At 33.4% G+C, this 21,440-nt stretch carries 21 protein-coding genes and 2 pseudogenes; 18 read left to right on the top strand and 5 right to left on the bottom strand.

All coding sequences use genetic code 11. From position 1 onward, the window contains the following. Positions 1-53 precede the first annotated feature (53 nt). The 3 genes and pseudogenes from pdaA to AZF08_RS29535 form a co-directional block, all read right to left on the bottom strand. Positions 54-836 (bottom strand): delta-lactam-biosynthetic de-N-acetylase, encoded by a 783-nt coding sequence (gene pdaA, locus AZF08_RS27925; protein WP_033677728.1) that lies wholly within the window; start codon positions 834-836, stop codon positions 54-56. Between the two features lie 128 nt (positions 837-964). Further along, positions 965-2,488 carry a class I fumarate hydratase gene (fumA, locus tag AZF08_RS27920; protein ID WP_033677726.1) on the bottom strand — a complete coding sequence of 508 codons (1,524 nt, stop codon included), beginning with the start codon at positions 2,486-2,488 and terminating at the stop codon, positions 965-967. A 656-nt stretch (positions 2,489-3,144) separates the two neighbouring features. Further along, positions 3,145-4,250 (bottom strand): annotated as a pseudogene (locus AZF08_RS29535) (IS3 family transposase). Positions 4,251-4,353: 103 nt separating this feature from the next. Here AZF08_RS29535 and AZF08_RS27910 point away from each other — a divergent pair. From AZF08_RS27910 to AZF08_RS27895, 4 genes are all read left to right on the top strand, one after another. Then, complete coding sequence (locus AZF08_RS27910) at positions 4,354-5,034, top strand: helix-turn-helix domain-containing protein (RefSeq protein ID WP_063177413.1); 681 nt, start codon at positions 4,354-4,356, stop codon at positions 5,032-5,034. Positions 5,035-5,166: 132 nt separating this feature from the next. Next, the gene (locus tag AZF08_RS27905; RefSeq protein WP_082793743.1) at positions 5,167-5,628 is read left to right on the top strand and encodes a DMT family transporter; all 462 of its coding nucleotides are present in this window, start codon (positions 5,167-5,169) and stop codon (positions 5,626-5,628) included. A gap of 204 nt (positions 5,629-5,832) precedes the next feature. Beyond that, positions 5,833-6,543 carry a class I SAM-dependent methyltransferase gene (locus AZF08_RS27900; RefSeq protein ID WP_033677425.1) on the top strand — a complete coding sequence of 237 codons (711 nt, stop codon included), beginning with the start codon at positions 5,833-5,835 and terminating at the stop codon, positions 6,541-6,543. A 296-nt stretch (positions 6,544-6,839) separates the two neighbouring features. Then, a complete protein-coding gene (locus AZF08_RS27895; RefSeq protein ID WP_033677426.1) occupies positions 6,840-7,250 on the top strand; it encodes a VOC family protein in 411 nt (136 codons plus the stop codon). A gap of 204 nt (positions 7,251-7,454) precedes the next feature. Here the strand turns inward: AZF08_RS27895 and AZF08_RS31705 are convergent, their stop codons facing one another. Both AZF08_RS31705 and AZF08_RS31700 read right to left on the bottom strand, forming a co-directional pair. After that, entirely contained in the window at positions 7,455-7,877 is a 423-nt protein-coding gene (locus AZF08_RS31705; RefSeq protein WP_051725897.1) for a C1q-like domain-containing protein, read from the bottom strand. Between the two features lie 9 nt (positions 7,878-7,886). Then, positions 7,887-8,282, bottom strand: a pseudogene (locus AZF08_RS31700) (exosporium leader peptide-containing protein); the annotation flags it as partial. A gap of 156 nt (positions 8,283-8,438) precedes the next feature. On the opposite strand from AZF08_RS31700, the gene AZF08_RS27885 reads away from it, so the two are divergent. The 14 genes from AZF08_RS27885 (at position 8,439) to AZF08_RS27815 (ending at position 21,435) form a co-directional block, all read left to right on the top strand. Further along, positions 8,439-8,642 carry a hypothetical protein gene (locus tag AZF08_RS27885; protein ID WP_033677430.1) on the top strand — a complete coding sequence of 68 codons (204 nt, stop codon included), beginning with the start codon at positions 8,439-8,441 and terminating at the stop codon, positions 8,640-8,642. Positions 8,643-9,145: 503 nt separating this feature from the next. Further along, positions 9,146-9,628, top strand: a complete 483-nt coding sequence (locus tag AZF08_RS27880; RefSeq protein ID WP_033677432.1) for a MarR family winged helix-turn-helix transcriptional regulator — start codon at positions 9,146-9,148, stop codon at positions 9,626-9,628. A gap of 183 nt (positions 9,629-9,811) precedes the next feature. After that, positions 9,812-10,549 (top strand): 2,3-diphosphoglycerate-dependent phosphoglycerate mutase, encoded by a 738-nt coding sequence (gene gpmA / locus AZF08_RS27875; protein WP_033677434.1) that lies wholly within the window; start codon positions 9,812-9,814, stop codon positions 10,547-10,549. 193 nt (positions 10,550-10,742) lie between these two features. Next, the gene (locus tag AZF08_RS27870) at positions 10,743-11,483 is read left to right on the top strand and encodes a type II toxin-antitoxin system SpoIISA family toxin (RefSeq protein ID WP_033677436.1); all 741 of its coding nucleotides are present in this window, start codon (positions 10,743-10,745) and stop codon (positions 11,481-11,483) included. A gap of 102 nt (positions 11,484-11,585) precedes the next feature. Beyond that, the gene (locus tag AZF08_RS27865; protein ID WP_033677438.1) at positions 11,586-11,714 is read left to right on the top strand and encodes a hypothetical protein; all 129 of its coding nucleotides are present in this window, start codon (positions 11,586-11,588) and stop codon (positions 11,712-11,714) included. A 77-nt stretch (positions 11,715-11,791) separates the two neighbouring features. Beyond that, a complete protein-coding gene (spoIISB, locus tag AZF08_RS31000; protein WP_033677508.1) occupies positions 11,792-11,968 on the top strand; it encodes a stage II sporulation protein SB in 177 nt (58 codons plus the stop codon). 1,037 nt (positions 11,969-13,005) lie between these two features. After that, positions 13,006-14,475 (top strand): aminoacyl-histidine dipeptidase, encoded by a 1,470-nt coding sequence (locus tag AZF08_RS27850; RefSeq protein ID WP_033677439.1) that lies wholly within the window; start codon positions 13,006-13,008, stop codon positions 14,473-14,475. A 176-nt stretch (positions 14,476-14,651) separates the two neighbouring features. Continuing rightward, on the top strand, positions 14,652-15,461 hold the full coding sequence (locus AZF08_RS27845) for a C39 family peptidase (protein WP_033677440.1): 810 nt from the start codon (positions 14,652-14,654) through the stop codon (positions 15,459-15,461). A 30-nt stretch (positions 15,462-15,491) separates the two neighbouring features. After that, positions 15,492-16,115, top strand: a complete 624-nt coding sequence (locus AZF08_RS27840) for a hypothetical protein (protein ID WP_033677441.1) — start codon at positions 15,492-15,494, stop codon at positions 16,113-16,115. A 320-nt stretch (positions 16,116-16,435) separates the two neighbouring features. Further along, on the top strand, positions 16,436-17,806 hold the full coding sequence (locus tag AZF08_RS27835) for a lytic polysaccharide monooxygenase (RefSeq protein ID WP_033677444.1): 1,371 nt from the start codon (positions 16,436-16,438) through the stop codon (positions 17,804-17,806). Between the two features lie 125 nt (positions 17,807-17,931). Then, positions 17,932-18,783, top strand: a complete 852-nt coding sequence (locus tag AZF08_RS27830) for a metallophosphoesterase (protein WP_033677446.1) — start codon at positions 17,932-17,934, stop codon at positions 18,781-18,783. 288 nt (positions 18,784-19,071) lie between these two features. Further along, entirely contained in the window at positions 19,072-19,323 is a 252-nt protein-coding gene (locus AZF08_RS27825) for a hypothetical protein (protein WP_033677448.1), read from the top strand. Between the two features lie 370 nt (positions 19,324-19,693). Beyond that, positions 19,694-20,416 carry an ABC transporter ATP-binding protein gene (locus tag AZF08_RS27820; protein WP_033677450.1) on the top strand — a complete coding sequence of 241 codons (723 nt, stop codon included), beginning with the start codon at positions 19,694-19,696 and terminating at the stop codon, positions 20,414-20,416. Next, complete coding sequence (locus tag AZF08_RS27815) at positions 20,416-21,435, top strand: ABC transporter permease (protein WP_033677452.1); 1,020 nt, start codon at positions 20,416-20,418, stop codon at positions 21,433-21,435. The genes AZF08_RS27820 and AZF08_RS27815 overlap by 1 nt, the downstream gene beginning before the upstream one ends. Positions 21,436-21,440: the final 5 nt, after the last annotated feature.

Genomic DNA, 21,440 nt, shown 5'->3' with positions numbered 1-21,440 from the left:
CCCCATCCTTTTTACACATCATTATAGCATGAGAAAACCGTAAGCATACACGCTTACGGTTGATTGCTTTTTACTAAATCATCTAGGCTTTTAAAATGATACCCTTTCTCGCGCAAATCATCAATGATTTTCGCAAGCGCCTCTGCATTATCTTTTGATATCGCATGAAGTAATAAAATAGATCCTGGATGAATCATATTCATAACGTTATTATGAGCATATTGCCATCCTCGTTGCTGATCTACTTTCCAATCTAGAAACGCAAGCGACCAAAATACGTTATAATATCCCATTTCTTTTGTAAGAGCTAGCGTACGCTCACTAAAAACCCCGCGAGGAGGACGTACATATTTCACTTCTTTTTGTCCGGTTACTTTTTTAATTTCATCCGTTACACTTTGCAATTCTTCACGAAGTTTTTCATCATTCACTGTTGTAAAATCCGGATGGCTTCGAGAATGGTTACCGATAATATGACCCTCATTTTTCATTCTTAATAATAAATCTTTTTGCGTTTTTATATAATGCCCTGTCACAAAGAAGGTTGCTGGTACTTTCTTCTCCTTTAATACATCTAAAATCTTCCCTGTATATCCATTTTCATATCCATTATCAAATGTTAAGTATATATCTTTTTTCTTTGTATCTCCTAAATAAAAGCCACCATTTTTTTGTAGTAAATCTGTATATAGTTTTCCAGCGTCTGGCGCTGTCTCATTTTTAGGACGCGGAATTCCCCAGTTATGTGGTGTATTTGTATAAGCAAACGCCGAAACTGGAACAAGTGCCATCATAATTGAAAAAATGAGACCTATATATAACCATTTATACTTCATAAATAGTCTCCTTTCCATATATAATCGTACCTGTAGTTTCTGTTTTTAATCTTTCTCTCATGCTGAGCATGTTTTTCTATATATGCCAAAAAAATGCATCTCGAATCGTTCGAGATGCATTTTCTCACTTATTTAAATACTGGTTCTTTAAATGTTGCTAATTTTTCAAGTGATGTTTTATCTACATCTGCATGTAAACTATTTCCATGAGAATCCATCGTTACAACAGCTTTGAAACCTTCAATACGTAAGTGCCACATCGCTTCTGGAATACCAAATTGTAAGAAGTCAACATCTTTCACTTCTTTAATACATTCTGCATAATATTGCGCAGCACCGCCAATCGCATTTAAATATACACCGCCGTGTTCCGCTAATGCTGCCAATGTTTTCGCGCCCATTCCGCCTTTACCAATTACAGCACGAATGCCAAATTTCTTCATGATGTCACCTTGATATGGCTCTTCACGAATACTTGTCGTTGGACCTGCTGCTTTAATCTTCCAATTGTCATTGTCATCTTTCACAACAACTGGCCCGCAATGATAAATAACTTGTCCATTTAAGTCTACTGGACAATCGTTATCCATTAAATGCTTATGGATTGCATCACGACCTGTATACATCATCCCATTAATTGTAACGACATCACCAACGCGGAGTTCACGAATTTGTTCTTCTGTAATTGGAGCTTGTAGTACTATTTCACGCTGTTCGTTTTTTTCTTGTTTCGCTTCTTGCTGAAGCGTATCTTTTCCTTCCTGATACAACCAATCCATAATTTCACCTGTTTCAGGATAGATTGTTACACCAAGGCGACGATATGCCCAGCAGTTATACGCAACAGACACATAGAAGCTAGCTGGTAAACGATTATACACACCAATTTTACAGCCTAGTAAAGTTGTTTCTCCACCAAATCCCATCGTACCAATACCAAGCTTGTTTGCATTCTCTAATACGTACTCTTCAAGCTTTTGCAATTCTGAAATTGGATTCACATCATCTAACGTACGGAATAGTTGATTTTTTGCTAGCTCATAACCTGACGTGCGGTCTCCCCCGATACCAACACCGATTACTCCTGCACTACACCCTTGTCCTTGTGCTTGATATACCGCATGAAGAAGACATTTACGAATCCCTTCTAAATCACGGCCCGCTCGTCCAAGTCCTTCTAATTCACAAGGTAAGCTATACTGGATATTTTTATTCTCACAGCCGCCCCCTTTTAAAATTAAACGAGCATCAATATAATCTTTCTCCCATTGCTCAAACTTAATCACAGGTGTACCTGGTCCTAGATTGTTCCCGCTATTGTCTCCAAAAAGAGAATCAACAGAATTTGGACGAAGTTTTCCATCTTGTGTCGCCCGCTCAAGCGCACTGTAAATGGCTTCTTTTATTTTTAATTGATTTACGCCAACAGGTGTATAAATTTTAAACGTCGGCATCCCTGTATCTTGGCAAATTGGCGAGATATTATCATCTGCCATTTTTATATTATTTGTAATCGTGCCAAGTGCCATCGCTGAACGTGTCCCTGCATTTTCTCGTTCTTTCGCTTGTTGAATCGCACGACGGACATCTTTCGGTAAATTCGTCGATGTTTCAACAATCAGTTGATACATACTTTCTTGAAGCTTTTCCATTGTTACTTCCCCCTCAATTGTGAACGCTACCAAAATAATTCAAAAATTTTTCATATGACAATTATAACCTTTACATTCCTTCTATTTCAATTATATAGGAATTGCTTTATAGTCACCCTTAATCACACGGAAAATTCGAAATATAAACTTCAATTCTATTTACCTTTATATAAATGTTAGTAACGGTAATAAACTGGTTCTCCCACATTTTTAATAAAACTCTCTCATGATATTATAGTAGTAAAAAGTCATTATGTGAGGTATGTCACTTGCAACTGCAAGCATTCTATAGGGATTGAAATCTTTTATCTTATACAGTGAACGATTCTGGCTTACAGGTCTATGTTCCATCTCAAATGCAGCTTGTTCAAATGCATTTTTACAGAATAAAACGTTCCATGGTAGCTTCTAGACGCTAGACGTATTAATCGTCTTTCCCCTAAGTGTGGAAGGTGCCAGTACATTTTTTATATTACCTAATTCACAGGGAGGTTAACCCATTAAATGATTTAACATTAAAATCCTTTTACTTAATGACCTTTTTACAACCAAATTTTTTTCTTATCTAATTGAAAGATATTTATTTGTCCTGTAAGATCGAAAAGAAGTAATACTTTGGTCATATCCCCGTCAATTAGACAATAATAAAAAAAGTTTTATGCCACGGTCATTTCCCGATATCCTATCGAGAAATGACCGTGAAGTTTTTCTAGGATTGCTCCATATATCGCTTCATATGTTTTTGAGCACACTAAATATAACTTCTCTGTTTTGACAATACATGTATTGTCAAAACTGTTCCCTTATCTAGAGTGACTTCCCTTTATTTCTAATTGTTCTAACTGTTTTGCGTAACTTTTCGATGTATATTGAACCCCTAGTCAGAATGTAGAAGGGTGTCAAAAGAACACTTGATTCCTTTCAACTGTTCTAACGTAGAAAGTATAAGTGCTAAATCATTTCGATACGATAATTACCATACGACGATTTCATTGTTATATAAGTCTAAGATAGCCGATAAATACGAAAATTCGTCCCCAATCCTTATGTATGTAATATCTGTTACTAATTTTATACCTCTTTTATCCGCATAAAATTCTTGATTTAGATCATTTTGAAACACAATCGATGCTTCCTTCCGTAAAAAGGACGCTTCTTTCGAATAATAAAACAAATTTTTAATTCATGCATCAAACGTCTAACACGCTTGTGATTCATATCAATTCCTTCACGAACTAAGGCGCAGGTCATCCGTAAACATCCATAATACGGATGTTTACGGTGAATAGATAAAATATGTTCTTTATGCCACGCATCTTTTTGCCGGCGTAACGCCACATGAGAATAACTTTTATGCTATTTGTAGTATGTAGTAACCGACCTTAGACACCTTAGCAATTTGTAATAACCAACGAAGGGATAGGATGCACGAATTCTATCAATAATCCCAAAATGTTCTTTCTTTAGGATCATTCCCCCCCGTTTAGATTTGGATTGCGCTTTTTAAATATTCTACCTACGCCTTCAAATAAGCGTTTTCTTCTATGGAATTAAAATACTTTCAATTCCATATACCACGTTGCTCTTCAAAAAATTATCTTGTTTCATAATGTTTTACCTATTCTACAATTTCAGCCTCACTTTGAATTCCTAACTGTGTCCAAATTGCCTGTAATATCGCTCCTTCTTCTAACCAAAGGCAAACTGCCTCTCGTTTTAATTCTTCTGTATATATTTGAAATGATTGTCCTTTTTTCGTCATAAAAGAATCCCCTCCAGATAAACAGTATTGAGTCCTGATATGCTCCCCCATTAGGTAGACAGATAAAATATAAAAATCTGCTTATCTAAGGGGAGTATTTTTTATGGCTCGAATGAAATATTCTAAAGCTGAAAAATTGGCGATTTTAGCTCTTTATAAAGATGGTCATCATTCAATAGCTGACATTACGGCAAAGTTTTCTGTTGATCCTGGGACGATTAGAGATTGGAAAAGAAGGTATGAAGTGAATGGTGAAGACGGCCTAGAAGAAGCACTTTCTTGGAAGCGTTATTCAAAAGAGCTAAAGTTAGCAGCCATCAATGATTATCTATCAGGACACGATTCGTTAAGCAAGGTTATCYAAAAATACAATATATCCAGTACTGYGGTTTTGAGAAAATGGATTAAAAAGTATACTAGTCATAGAGAATTAAATGATACCGGTAAAGGAATGACAAACTCTATGACAAGTAGAAGAAAAACAACGTTAGAAGAACGAATTCAAATTGTGAATTACTGTATAAAACATCAGAAAAACTATCAGCTCGCAGCCGAAAGCTATGAAGTTTCTTATCAACAGGTATATCAATGGGTCAAGAAGTTTGAAGCACATGGTGAAGAAGCACTACAAGATAAACGCGGTCGAAAGAAAGAGGAATATGAATTAACTGATGAAGAAAAGTTTAAGATGGAAATGAAACGTTTAGAGCGAGAAAATGAACGATTACGTGCAGAAAATGCTTTTTTAAAAAAGTTAGAGGAACYCGAAAGGAGGCGTCATTAACAAGCGTTCGTCTACAATATAAATATAGAGCGATTCAAGATTTACATGCGAATGAAAACCTAGCAGTAATCCTTTTATGTNCGAAAGGAGGCGTCATTAACAAGCGTTCGTCTACAATATAAATATAGAGCGATTCAAGATTTACATGCGAATGAAAACCTAGCAGTAATCCTTTTATGTGAAATTGCCGGTGTATCTCGTCTTAAAGAGATATCTATGTTTCAAATTTCTTTAGGTACATTATTAGTCGGTAGTATATGTAGTGGTTTCATAGTTTTATTGTTAGAAGAACCAGTTCAAATTTTAACTAAAATATCATGGCATCATATAGGTGCATTAATTGGAATAGGTGTATTTGGATCAGGCATAGCGTATTTGCTTTACTTTTACTTAATCCAAAAGGGGAGTCCAGATTTCGCTTCCATATCTACATATTTACCAGTATCAGCTATTTTCTGGGGATACATTCTTCTAAATGAAAATATAAGTTGGAAATTAATCATTGGATTAATCTTCATACTAATGGGAGTTTATATAACTAGTCGTAAAATTAAATTAAATATTCCTATTAAAAATGTACAAAAAGAGTCCTAATTATTTAGGACTCTTTTTCATGTTTGAATGTGAAATTTGTATATTAGTTTACATTCAAAATATGATTAATAAAGAGAATAGAGCATCGATGAACAAAAAAGAAAAAGCTAAATCCATGCTAGATTTTTCTTTGTATACATGCATTTAAAAAGAATTAATAAGTTATAATAATATTGTGAAAATTATGTTTGTAGGGGGATTTGAATGAAAAATGAAACGTTACATAGTACAGAAGATGTTTTAAAAATGCTAGATTCTCTACTAAGACCGGCAGTTCCATTTTGGAATGAATTTTATAGAGATAGAGAGAAAGATGTGCCCTTTTTTGAAAATGTTCCAGATGAAAACTTAGTTTCATATGTAAATAAAGAATTGATTTCAGGTGGAAAGGTGTTGGAGCTTGGCTGTGGTCCAGGTAGAAATGCAATTTATTTAGCTAAGCAGGGTTTTGACGTAACTGCAATAGATTTATCTCAAGAAGGAATTAATTGGGGTAAGGAGAGAGCGATAGAACAAGATGTTAAAATCCAGTTCATCTGTGACTCGATTTTTAATTTACAGGTTCAAAATGAATATGATTTTGTATATGATTCTGGTTGCTTACATCACATCCCTCCGCATCGAAGAATTGATTATGTAAGTTTAATCAAGAATTCACTAAAGTCAAGCGGCTATTTCGGATTAACATGTTTTGCAGCAGGAGAAGTAGATGAAAAAAATGGGTCCGAAATATCTGATTGGGATGTTTACAGAGGGTGGAGTTTACAAGGTGGACTCGCGTATTCTGAAGAAAGATTAAGGGATATATTTTATGACTTTGAAGTGATTGAACTGAGGAAAATGAAACAAATTGTTCAGCCAAACGAAGTGTTCGGCGAGCCTTTCCTTTGGGCGGTGCTTTTTAAAAAGAAGTGATGAAGTGATTGGGCTCCAGTAAAACAAAAATTAGAGAGCGTGTTAGCTCAAAATTTTTAGAGACTATTTGGATAATCGTTTATAAAAATAAAGAAGATGCTAGTTAAACAAATTGCTAGTACCTTCTTTATTTTTCTTTGAATTTACAGTTTAATTTTATAATAAGTGATTAAACTTTTTAAAGGTACAATTAGTTGACAATCCGATATTTTTTGAGGAAAATATAGTTATAGGAATATATGTTCTGTTAAGGGCTACAATATCATGTGTATCTACATAAAAGGAGCTGTTTCTAATTGAAGAATACAAAACAAAAAATCACTACTTTTTTAATGTTTGATGGCAATGCAGAGGAAGCAATGACTTTATATACTTCTTTATTTGATCAGTCAGAAGTTGTAAGTATTTCTCGTTATAATGCAAATGGATCTGGTAAAGAAGGGACTGTAATGCATGCAACATTCACACTAAATGGACAAGAGTTCATGTGTATAGATAGTAATGTGAAGCATGAATTTACATTTACTCCTTCGATATCACTATATGTGAATTGCGATACAGAAGAGGAAATTGAAGTAGTTTTCAATAAGTTATCAGAAGGCGGAGAGGTTCTAATGCCTTTAGCGTCTTATCCATTTAGTAAAAAATTCGGTTGGCTTAATGATAAGTATGGTGTTTCTTGGCAGTTAAATCTTTCTGCAAAATAGGGTCTTTTTTCGTAAACAAAAAACGTATCCTCAATTTAATGAGAGATACGTTTTTTATTTATTAAGAAATAGACCTGTATTTATTATATAATTTTCCTTTTTGATATTTGATGTATCTAGAGACCATGAAAGTCTCTCCAAATTTTTGAAGAGACTTTTATTCATATGATTAGTGATATAGAAGACTGAAATAAGTTTGTTTTATTAAATTGGAGACGGGAATCTAGCTGCTTCAAAGTGTGTTGCACTACGTCTACGTTGGATAAAACCATTAACGGTTGATGTCACAAAAACTTCCAATTTATCTCCGGTTTGCAATTGAAGTATAGCAGCGACACTTATTATATTAATCGCACCTGCAAAAGCAAAATCGTTATCTTCAGCTGCAATAGTGGTATCGTTTAAGCGAATTTCTATAAGTATACTATAATTATCTGTAATATTTTCAGGGTCAAATCTAATACTTGCAATAACAGAATAAACACCGTTTTGACTAGGGAAAAATCTTGATGTACCTGGATCATATCCACTATTTACATTGAATTCAAAATCTGGAAATTGAACTTGTACAGGGATATTTGCTGTAACATCTTGAGGGGCAGCAAAATTGACAGCTCTAAATGCCACTTGTGGTACTGGTCCAGTAGGTCCAGTATCGCCGGTAGATCCAGTAGGACCGGTAAAACCAGTTATGCCAGTGGACCCAGTAGGACCGGTAAAACCAGTTATGCCAGTGGACCCAGTAGGACCGGTGACACCAGTTATGCCAGTAGGCCCAGTAGGACCGGTGACACCAGTTATGCCAGTAGGCCCAGTAGGACCGGTGACACCAGTTATGCCAGTAGRCCCAGTAGGACCGGTGACACCAGTTATGCCAGTAGGCCCAGTAGGACCGGTAAAACCAGTAAAACCAGTTATGCCAGTAGGAAATGTGAATGGTAGAATAATTGGTAATGTGGGACCAATTAAACTTGGATCTAATGCAGCGCTATATAAAATTTCAGGTGAATTCAGTTCATCTTCCTTTGACATATGTTCACCTCCAAAAAGTTCTAATCGTACTTAATAGATGCGCAATATGAAGGGAATATGAGTAGATTTTTGGTTGATGAGAAAGGAGATGGATGTTACTGCTATATAAAAAGAAAATCGAACAAAAATCTCATTTTGTAGAAAAGAGGAATGGATATGAATCACACATTTATAGCGATTGTTTATCTTGAAGAGTCAGTACAGGTGACATATGCAGGAGTGAACTACAATCATGCATTAAAAAGTGTAGAGAAAGCATTTGATGAAGAAAACGCTTTTGTTGATGGATTCATAGAGGTTTGGGAAGAAGGGAAAAAGGTCAGCGATTACCAAGTGAAGTTGCAGTACGAAGAAGCATAAAAGAGCAACTAGCAAAAGCTAACTGCTCGGCTCTCCAAGGGGGAGTGGAGAAAGATTATTGTATCTACAGTATTGATGTATATATTGAATAATCATACTGACAATTTATTGTTGGGTTAAATACTTAATAGTTATAAATTAAAATGCTTTTAATTTAGGGCTGATTCCAAAAAAGTGACACACCAACAAAATATAAAATTATTAAAAGAGCAGCTCCTATGAGAACACCTAGAAAAACCTTTGGCCATAAATTTTTCATCAATACACCTCCTATATGAAGAATATTAACACCTATCCAAAATTCGAACAAAATAATCCTTTGAATATAGTCGAGCTAGAAAATGAGAGGACACAAAATCATTAGAGTGATAGCCAATTTACTTCACTATGACTGGTGTCCTTTTCATTTTATAAAAAGGACACGTGGGGAATCAAAGCATGAAAAGATGACCTAATATTTTAAAGATAAATTGTGGTATAATTTACATACAGGGGGAAAGTAGATGACACAACATAAAGAAGAACAAATGAATCAGGCACTCGCATTGTTTTATTTTGCATATAAAACATTTACAGAAAAACCAGATGAAATTATAAAAGAATATGGGATACAGCGAGTGCACCATCGAATTTTATTTTTTATTGCTCGATTTCCAGGGCTCAGTATAAATGAATTATTATCTCTATTAGAGATAAGTAAACAAGCGCTTCATGGACCACTTCGTCAACTTCTTGAAAAGGGGCTGATTGAAAGTAATGAGGCAGAACATGATCGTCGTGTAAAACAGCTTGTTCTATCGCAAGAAGGAGCAGCACTAGAGAAAAAACTGAGCGATGTTCAAAGAAAACAAATGGGCAGTATTTTTTCAAAATTTGGTGAAACATGTGAAGAAAATTGGCATCAAGTTATGACTGAGCTAGCGAATAGTCGTTTAGGATTTGATGCATGGTTATCTAAGCGAGAAGAACTGGTTGATCAAAAATAAATGAATGATTCATTTATCTGTTATTTATCTGTTTTTAGCGTTTGAAATACAACTTATTTTATCCATTTATTTTGGCAACTATGGATGAATCATAGAATAAATGGATAAAAAATTACATTGCCAGATACTTTATTACGTGTACGTATTGAAAAATCAAATTTTCATTTCCGAAAGGGGATTATTATGATAAAATTTGTACTCATTCGTCACGGACAAAGTGTATGGAATCTTGAAAACAGGTTTACAGGATGGACAGATGTAGACTTATCAAAAAATGGATTAAGCGAAGCAAGGGAAGCAGGTACAATTTTAAAGAATAATGGATATACGTTTGATGTGGCGTACACATCTGTATTAAAACGAGCAATTCGAACATTATGGATTATTCTTCATGAAATGGATCTTGCTTGGGTTCCTGTACATAAGTCTTGGAAGTTAAACGAGAGGCATTATGGAGCATTACAAGGGCTAAATAAAGAAGAAACAGCAAAGAAGTATGGAGATGAACAAGTTCATATTTGGAGAAGAAGTACAGACGTGAGACCGCCATCTCTTACCGAAGATGATCCAAGGTATGAATCATCTGCCCCACGTTATAAGTTGTTGGAAAAAGGAGAGTTCCCACTTACAGAATGTCTAGAAGATACAGAAAAGAGAGTGCTGGGCTTTTGGCATGAGGAAATTGTACCAACGTTACAATCTGGTCAAAAAGTAATCATCTCATCACATGGTAATACAATACGTTCACTTGTGAAATATTTAGATAATCTATCGAACGATGGTGTAGCGTCATTAAATATTCCAACAAGTATCCCGCTCGTATATGAATTAGATGAAAATCTACAACCAATTCGTCATTACTATTTAAGTATGGATGGTGAAGTACCTGAAGGGATTATTCCGAAACATATGTCGTTATAAAAAAATATTTTTGAAAATTTGAAATGTATGCTTGTCTACATATACAATGTAGATTCATTATAAAAGATGTGGCTTCCTTCTATGTATATGCAATATAGCTAACTTTAGAAGGTTGTCCATGTCTTTTGTCATAATGAGTGAGAATTGAGCATGTAATGAATCGTGAGATGTTTTTGAATGGAGGGTGATGTAAGTGACTGAATCTAACATTCGAATTGGTTTATTTCTTCTTGTTTTAGTCTTTTTGTTTCTTATTTTCTTTTATTGGAAAAACGAAGAACTATATGAAGAGAAAAAGCAACTTATTCGAAAAACATGGTATGGTGTGTTTATTACATCAGTCGCAATTTATTTCATGATGAAAGGAATTGATTTGACCCTCTGGAAAAATATTTTAATGTTCGTTGCGATGGTTATATTTGTCGATATTGCATTTATTTTAACTCCAAACATTTCTGAAATATGGGGTGCAAAGTTTAATGATATCGGAAAGACAGTTCAATCGATTAAGCGATCACTTATTGCTTCGAAAGCACGAGGTGAGATTTACACAACAATAATTCAAAATGTAAATCCAGCGGCATTTGGTACAATGGATTGGCGAACAGAGGCTGAGTATGCACAAAGCTTAAATGCATTTCTTGATACGTATGCAGAAAAAATTGGAGCGAAAATCATTGTATTTGCCACTGCTGATGAATTAAATACAAATTTTCGCGGTGTTCGCTCTCAATTTAGTATTACCATATCTTTAGAACATATAGAACAATTAAATGAACAAAAAGCCGTGCAAGTAGAAAATGTGGGCATTATACCAGCAAAAATAGTGAAAGATGTTTATATTATTATTGATGGACAAAAGAATAATCTTCAAGATCGTGACTTTGAAAATGTATATAACTTGACAATTCATCATAGTTATTTTAATAAGTAAGGACAGAATCTAAATTCTGTCCTTTTCCTTTATACATAAAATAGAACAAAGTTGAATAAAATTGGACAATCATCCCTACACTAGCACGTAGAGGTGATAGTAGTGGAAAAAGAATATAATAATGAATTTTTTAAAGAAGAAGCTGAGGATACAACAGATTTCTCTTTAATAAAAGGAGATACAATGCAGCAAGTAGAAGATTTAGAAGAGGAATTAAAAAGAAAAGGATAAAAGTGATTCTTGTCCATATTTACGATATAATAAAGATAGATAAAGTTTGTATCTTTTTTGCAAAAGGGGGAGAAGAAATGCAAGAAATAAAGCAACAAAAGTTTTCTTTTTTCAAGGAAAAGAAAGAAGAACCCAATACAGATTTCTCTCTTGTGAAGGGTGCATTGACTCAAAATATAAATCGATTAGAAAAATTGATGGAGAACTCACCATCTAAGTATATAAAAAGAACTAAGTTAAAAGAGAATGCGTAAAAGCATTCTCTTTTAACTTAATACATAAAAAGTATCGCTTTTTTGTTTGGAAAATTGATCGATACACTAAATTAGTGCAATTATAATCTGCAAAAAGCTAACCTTATAATGAGGTTAGCTTTTATTCTTTCTGAAAAATAAAAAATATAGCAGCAATGATAATACTAAGGATAATAAGTCACCAATCATACCTTCGTATTCCTTGAGATATATACAAGCAATTATAAGGAATATTGAAACAGGGATTAATAAAATAACAAATATTTTACTAAAAACTCTAATATTGCATATAGAATAACGAAGATAGAGATAATCTCACCGATGATTAGGGGGACTCCTCTTTTAATAAAAAACTGATATTGGTTTTTTTTCAAAATAGTGTTACTCCAATTTCTTTAGTGCAATTAACCCCGAATAACTAAAAATTTAACGCTAGTAAGATATACTATTTCTTTTTTTGTTTGAAAATAATTTTATACATGTAGTATCCAAGAGCTGTAAAAACAAATCCAATAGTAGCAGCTCCAATTTCTTTCATAAATAATAGGTATACTGAAGCAAGAACAAGGACAACTAAAATTAAAAGTAGTAAATACTTTGAAAGAAATTCTAATCCCTTGTATAATGCTAGAATCGCACTCGAAAGAATAGTGATGATAGGCAATATTGTATTGTCAAAAAAACTTTCTTTTTTTTATTAGAATTCTGTTGTTTATTCAATATAAATATACTCCTGTCTTAGAAAGTTAATTTTCCACCAATTTTTTTATTTCGTTTTCAAACAATATATAAGAAATTGTTTTTATTAAACAATATAAAGGTAAAAATCGCCATAAGAAATCTAATGTTTATATAATATCGAATATTCTTATTGATTAGTAGAGTAATATTTGAATGTTAGTACAATTTTTGTAGCATACACAAGAGCAGAAAAAACTAAAATAAAAGTCAAAGATTTAAACATGATATAATGTTATTAGAGAGTCCTTTTTTATTACATAAGAAAGTTGGATTACAAGTATGAAAGGAGAATGAAAATGTATTCTAATTTAGAACAATTAACAAAGCACCCTGTATTTTATCATTTTGCAGAAATTTCAAAGATTCCTAGAGGATCAGGAAATGAAAAAGAGATTAGTGATTATTTAGTAAAATTCGCAAAGGATCGTAATTTAGAAGTGGTACAAGATGAAGCTTTAAACGTAATTATTAAAAAGAAAGCAACTTCTGGCTATGAAAATGTTCCTGCAATTATTATTCAAGGTCATATGGACATGGTGTGTGAAAAGAACCAAGCAACTGTTCACGATTTTGAAAAGGATCCAATCGGGTTACGAATTGTTGGGGATATGTTGTATGCAAAGCAAACGACTTTAGGGGCGGACAATGGTATTGCAGTTGCATATGCGTTAGCACTATTGGATTCAACTGATATTCCTCATCCAGCTCTTGAAGTTGTCATTACAACAGAAGAAGAAACAACAATGGGTGGTGCTTTTGCTGTTGATTCAAAGCACTTTGATGGAAAAATATTTATTAATATTGATTCTGAAGAAGATCATAAGTTATTAGTAAGCAGTGCAGGTGGCGCAAAAGCCGTTGAAACAATTTCTGTTATTTGGGATGAAGCACCTGGTGAATTAGCTGCATATCGTCTATACGTTGGAGGGCTAAAAGGTGGCCATTCTGGTATGGAAATTGATAAGCAACGCGGTAATGCCAACAAAGTTTTAGGGCGCGTTCTTTATGATTTATCGAATGAAGTTCAATTTAACATGAGTGAAATTCATGGTGGATTAAAAACAAATGCGATTCCGCGTGAAAGTGTAGCAACAATCTTATTATCTGCAAATGATGTACAAAAGGTAGAAGGAAAAGTAGCTGCATGGACACGTATTTTACAAGAAGAGCTACGTGCTGTAGATCCTGATGTGCATGTTTCTCTTACGAAGGTAGAAGAAAAAGTAGAAAAGGTATTTGCAAAAGAAACACAAAAACAACTTATTTCTTCTTTATTCTTAATTCCAAATGGTATTCAAAGTATGAGCATGGACATTAAAGGACTTGTAGAAAGTTCAACAAACTTAGGTGTTATTGAAACATTACATAATGAAATTAAATTACGAAATGAAGTAAGAAGCTCTGTAAGTAGCCTAAAGCAGCACATTACCAATGAAATTAAGCATATTGCAGAATTAGTTGGAGCACAATTTGAGAAGGAATCTGAGTATCCAGAGTGGCCATATAGTCCAAATTCACCGATTCGTGATTTGTTTGAAAAAGTGCATAAAGAAAAATATAACAAAGATGCTGAAATCTTTGCGGTACATGCTGGTATTGAGTGTAGTGTGTTTGTTCAAAAAATGCCTGAATTAGATGCAATCTCATTTGGACCAGATATTTTTAATGTTCATACACCGGATGAACATATTAGTATTTCTTCTGTTATTAATAACTGGGGATATTTCGTTGATGTAATGAGAGAAACAAAAACATTAGCTGAGTAATTTAGTAATACCAAAAACAGTCTATAAAATTTATAGGCTGTTTTTTATTTGGAATGTAAATTTATTTAATCATATATTGTATTTTCTTTAGTGTGTAATATTAAGCTTGAACAATTAATAATGTTTAATTGTTGGTGGTTTTTCCTATGAGAATCATGTGAAAAAGGAGTGAGAAAATGAAAGTAGCAAAACAGCTTTTCGTATGTATGCTCTTAGTTTTTTTTACATGGAATTTCACGGACAGCGAAATAATTTTTGCTGATGAGGTTGAGTTTTCAGGTACTACAGCACCACTTAATGTAAATGTTAGAGATGCAAAGAGTTTAAATGCTAATATTGTAGAGGTACTGCCAGGGAATACAAAAGTGACATTTAAGGGATGGGAATACGGCGAAGAAGTTAAAGATTATTGGACTGGGAATTTGGATAATCGTTGGTTTTATTATTTTAAAAATGGAAAAAAAGTCTTTGTTACATCAGCTTATATAAATGGAAATCCTCCAAATACTTCGGCGGATCGTAAATTATCTGTTCCTAACATTTTGCAAGAAAGATCAAATTGGTGTTGGGCAGGTACATCTGTTTCCGTTTTAAATCATTTCGGAAAAACACCTACACAAGACCAATTCGTTAGATATGTCAAAGGAGGTTCTTATAATAACCCAGCTACTTCTAGAGAAATACAATATGGATTATCAGGATATGGATTTAGCTCTGCAATCAGTTCAGGTGCTAAATCGTACGATTGGTTTAAAAATCAGATTAATAGCAATCAGCCGATGATTGCACTTATTATGTGGCAGAATGGTGCAAATGTTGGACATTTCTTAGTACTGGATGGTTATTATAAAGGAACAAATGGAGTCGATTATATAACATATATGGATCCTTGGTATGGTGACCACTACAATCATAATTTTAGTTCCTTTGATAATAATAATAATTTTTGGTGGAACGAAACAGTCTATAATGTTCGTGCAAATTAATTTTGTTAGAGCGGGAGGTTGCGTATATTTATGAGAAAAATTCTTAAGTTCTTGATACCGTGCACTTGTTTAATTATTGCGATTGTATGTGTAAATCGAATTGGATATGCATCTAATAAATCTAAAGAAACACCAGAATCTGTAGCACTAAAAGATTATCAGCACGGTAAATTTATTTCATCTGAAAACGAAAACCACAATGAAAATCTAACTCCAACCTTAGTAACAACTTCTACATTTTCTTTCCCTATTTATAATACGATACAAGCACAACAAATTTTAAATATAAATTCCAAAAATATCTCAGAAGTTTTATTACCAACAAAAGAAAAGCTATGGTTTATTATGGAAGGAGAACAGCCAGAAGGGTTGATTGTAGCAAATGATATAGAACCTATACGTATGGGTGGGGAAAATAGGAGTAAAGATTTATATGAGATCTATCAAACTATAAAAAATAATACGGAGCAAATAAAAGAAGTTGCTTATTTTGAATTTGAGGGGCAAGGTTTATTTGTTGTGAGTCATGATACGAATAAAGAGATCTATCTTAGTAAAGGAGCGGCATCTATATTAAACCTTCCTGCTGGTCAAAAAATATCTGATGATGAGGTAATACAGAAGATGAAAGATAGGATTGCAAAATCATCTTGATAGATACTTACAAACAGGGTATGATAGTGAATTATGTCCTGTTTGTTTTTTATATAGAGATATTAGAATTAGAAAAGTTTCAATGAAAAGTTAATAATATAAGTGCAGTGTAAAATTAGATAGATAATAACCTAAATTTAATCACGATTAACTGAATCGGAAATTTCATGTACCAAATTAAGTATAGAAAAATAATTCGAGAAAATATATAAAAGTTTATATTTTATTAGATAAAAATTAAAACGCTTTCTTTTTGTTTTTTGCATCAAAGCCCTCGAAATTAATTGTTTGTAATAGAGCATACCAAGGGGGACAAAAAGTTGATTAAAAAGTTTTCATTTCTTTCTAAAGAAACAAGTGCAAGAAAAAAAGGTGTTAGTGCCGCTATAGTAGCAACGGGAATTATAGGAGCTATGTTAATACCAGATAATGCTTATGCACATGGATTTGTGGAAAAACCAAGTAGTCGTGCAGCATTGTGTAGTCAATCTTACGGTTCATTAAATTTAAATTGTGGGAATGTGATGTATGAGCCACAAAGCTTAGAAGCACCGAAAGGATTTCCAGTAAATGGGCCAACTGACGGCGAAATCGCTTCTGCAGGAGGTCTGTTTGAAGGAATTCTCGATCAACAGACGGCAAATCGTTGGTTCAAGAATAGTATAGCTGGAGGACAAAATACTTTTACATGGAAATATACTGCGCCACATCCAACGACAAAGTGGCACTACTATATTACGAAAAAGGGATGGGATCCTAATAAACCTTTAACACGTGCCAATTTTGAACCAATTGGAACTGTAGAACATAATGGTTCAGCAGCTTCTAATAATTTAACTCATACGGTTAATATACCAACTGACCGCAGTGGATATCATGTGATCTTAGCTGTTTGGGATGTAGCAGATACTGCAAATGCTTTTTATAATGTGATTGATGTTAATTTAATTAATGATGTAGCCCCAGATATAGAGGCACCAACACAACCACAAAACTTACATGCAATTAAAATCACTTCAAATAGTGCAGAGTTAAAGTGGGATTCTTCTACAGATAATGTATCTGTAAAAGAATATAAAGTATTTAGAGATGGTAAAGAGATTACTACTGTAACTGGTACAACATTTACAGATAAGAAATTAGTGGCTAGTACAGATTATTCTTATACGGTAAAAGCTGTAGATACAGCAGGAAACATGTCTAAGGAAAGTAAAGCGATATCTGTAAAAACACTAGTAGAATCACCAGATTTAGAAGTGCCAACACAGCCGAAAAACTTACATAGTATGGGTACAACATCATCTACTGTCGATCTAATGTGGAGCCCGTCGGAGGACAATATAGCAGTGAACCATTATGTGGTTTATCGAGAAGATGCAAATGGAAAAATAACAAAAGTTGGCACTTCTGAAACTACATCATTTATGGATAAGAACTTACAACAAAATACTGTATACAAGTATACAGTTACTGCAGTTGATACAGCTGGAAATGAATCTGTTCGCAGTAATGTTTTCACAGTGAAAACAAAAGAGCAAAGTTCATTCTACCCAGAGTGGAATCCAAAAAGCGCCTATACAAAAGGTGATAGAGTAGTATATCAAGGGAAAACATATGAAGCGGTTCAAAGTTATCAAGGAAATGGTGATCCAAATTGGATATTTGCTTTAGCTTTATGGAAAGAAATTTAATATATTAAAAGTAGTAGAACATTTAGAGGGCTGTGGTGCGAAAAATAAAAAGAAAGCATTTATATTGATTTTTGATTAGTAGAAAATATGAATCTGTTTGAATAAAAGAATAGTTAGGAGGAAAAATGAAAAAGAAATATAAAAGAATCTCTATTATAATTGCCACCTTAATAGGAATCAGCACATTTTCATATTTGCAAAACAATTTATTAAGTGTAAACAAAATATCAATCACATCTAGTAAAATACCAACTAATTTTAAGGGTTTCAAAATTGTACAGTTGTCCGATTTGCATAGTAAAAAATTTGGAGATAAGCAAGAAGTTTTAATTGAAAAAGTGAAGAGTCTAAAACCTGATATAATTGCTATTACTGGTGATTTGATTGATAGTAAGCGATATGATGCGGAAGCAAGTTTAGAAGTGATTAAACAACTTGTGCAGCATTATCCTGTTTATTTTGTTACAGGAAATCATGAAGCGTGGTCAGGGCGCTACGCCAGTCTAGAAAAAAAATTAAAACAATACAATGTTTCAGTTTTAAGGAATGAGCATATACGTATTCAAAAAGATGGACAAGAAATTTACATTTTAGGTATAGATGATCCTACATTTACAGTGGAAAATAGCGATGGAAATGATGAAATGACCACAATAACAAATGAGATTATCAAAGTTACTAATGTTATTGACCCAGTTGGATTTAAAGTATTATTGTCACATCGACCTGAGCATTTCCAAGCATATGCCGAACATCAAATAGATGTAGTTCTTACTGGTCATGCTCATGGTGGACAAGTTAGGCTACCTTTTATTGGAGGTTTAGTTGCACCTAATCAAGGAGTATTACCGAAATATACGGCTGGTTTATATAAAGAAGGAGTTACTTCTATGATAGTAAATAGAGGTTTAGGAAATAGTATCATTCCTCAAAGGATTTTTAATAGACCTGAGATTGTAGTCGTACAGTTTGATTAATTTGTACGACTTTTTTATTAGTTTTTGAGGGCATTGGATTTGTAAATGCAATAAAATTATTTGTATGGAAAATAAAGTGTTACAGTTGGAAGTGTCTATATAAAAAGTTGTTTGCTACAAAGTATAAGTATCCATTACAGTTTTGTTAAATTTGTTCTTCGTTACATAAACTAACAAATTTTGACTAAATGCTTTTGTTATAGTGTAAATAATTAAAATACTCAGCTTTTATGGAATTAGAACGTTTATGGCTTGTGAATATAAAACTTTTTATAAAGGAGCGTACACATGCATAAAGAATTTGAAATTGAGGAGTATACTGCGATTGAAGAACAAATTCATTATTATAGTCAATGTTTATTGGTAAATCATCCGGAGCAAATTATCAAGTACTTAGAAAAAAGACTAGAAAAATATATGGAAACTTTACAATATGCACATTTATATCCAGAAAAAGTTATTTTTCCTATACAGCAACTAGTGATCGAATATTCTTTAGATATTGCTAGAATTAGGAAATATTTAAAGTTAAATATTTAATTTTTTTTGGAGTAATAAATAATGAGTAGATTGGTATATTATCTACTGGAACAATAGATAAAAATACTGTTGCTATTGATACAGTAGTGAGTAGGGGGAATATGAAATTAAGTGTATAAAAGAAATGTATATGGAATCAAAAATGTCCCAATGGTCTTATAATTTCATAGACCGAATAAAAAAACTAAATCAAAGAGAAAAAGAGTCGATACAAGAAGGATAAAAATCTATTGTCGGCTCTTTTTTTGGGTTGTTTTTAATGAGTTATTAGTAAAAAGAGAGGGGTATTCACAAAAAATTGACATATAGTATTTCAAGAGTAAAATAAAAAGTGAGTACTCACTCATTTTATAAAAGGGGGAGATTTTAAATGCAACAACCATCTGTCATTTTACAGGATGTATCAAAGCGTTTTGGAAAGAAGGAAGTATTGCATAATATTTCACTATCTGTAGAAGAAACAGAGATTTTCGGGATAGTAGGTCCATCTGGTTCTGGTAAAACGACACTTATTAAAATGATTGCTGGTATTAGTGAATCAACGACAGGAGATGTAATAGCTTTAGGGATAAAGATGCCAAACTTAAATGGCATGAAACAAATAGGTTATATGGCACAGGCAGATGCACTTTATGAAGAATTATCAGCTTATGAAAATGCAGATTTTATCGCAACGATGTATGGGTTAAAAGGGAAACAGAAGAAAGATAGGATTGTTGAAGTTTTCACGTTAGTACAATTATCCCAACATGCCAAAAAACAGGTGCAACATTTTTCAGGTGGGATGAAGAAACGTTTATCGCTGGCTATGGCACTTTTACATGAACCGAAGATATTAATTTTAGATGAACCAACTGTGGGGATTGATCCAGTTCTCCGCAAATCGATTTGGGAGAAATTTTATGACCTTAAAAAACAAGGAACAACCATCATTGTGACAACACACATTATGGACGAAGCTGAATTTTGTGAACGTCTTGGATTAATCAGGGATGGTAATTTAATTGCGACGGGAACACCAAATGATTTAAAAGAAAGAACCTCATCAGGACGGATTGAAGATGTATTTCTGTTGGAAGGAGCGGTTGAGTAATGAGAGTCGGTGGTGTAATGATTCGGATTATTCGTCAGTTTCTTCGAGATAAAAGATCACTTGCAATGATGTTTGGAGCTCCAATGTTACTACTTTGGCTATTGTCGCTTGTATTTACACAAAATGAATATACGCCTCATATCGCATTCGTAGATGTTCCAGCGCCTATGATGGAATCAATGAAAAAACAAGATGCAATCACTTATGAGCTTAGCAAAGAAAATGCGCATTCTAAATTAGAAGATCAACAAATAGATGCTATTGTAACTTTAGAGAATGGAAAAGTAAATGTATTGCTAGAAGGAAGTGATTCTTCAAAAAATCGTGCAGTGCTTCAAGTATTACAAAAGGGGATAGAAAAAAATGAAATACCTGGTATGAAACCAGAAATTGATTTTTTACATGGTTCTGCAGATTTTACAATGTTTGATGGGCTTGGACCCATATTAATTGGTTTCTTTACATTTTTCTTTGTCTTCATTTTATCAGGCGTATCCTTCGTACGTGAACGATTAAGTGGAATATTAGAAAGACTGCTATCCACTCCAGTACGCCGATGGGAAATTGTAGTTGGTTATATACTCGGGTTTGGTATTTTTGCGTTTGTACAATCAATTATAATTGTAAGTTTTTCTGTATATATTCTTGATTTATACGTAGCGGGTTCTCCATGGCTTACGTTACTGATTACATGTATGCTTTCTTTAACAGCATTAACATTAGGAACGTTTTTATCGGCATATGCGAACAATGAATTCCAAATGATTCAGTTTATTCCGCTTGTCATCGTACCACAAATTTTCTTTTCGGGTTTGTTTCCAATTGAATCAATGAATAAGTGGTTACAAATGTTAGGGAAGTTATTTCCCCTCACATATGGTGCAGATGCGATGAGGCAAGTGATGATTCGTAATCAAGGATTTGCTGAGATTGCTGGAGATCTCGGTGTGTTACTTCTTTTTGCAGTATTATTCGCTGTAGGAAATATATTTGCTTTAAAGAAACATCGCAGAATATAATGTTT

Source organism: Bacillus gaemokensis, assembly GCF_001590835.1.
In the GTDB taxonomy this organism is placed as follows: Bacteria; Bacillota; Bacilli; order Bacillales; family Bacillaceae_G; genus Bacillus_A; species Bacillus_A gaemokensis.
The sequence above is the reverse complement of the archived record's forward strand: the minus strand, read 5'-3'. Positions and strand labels throughout refer to the sequence as shown.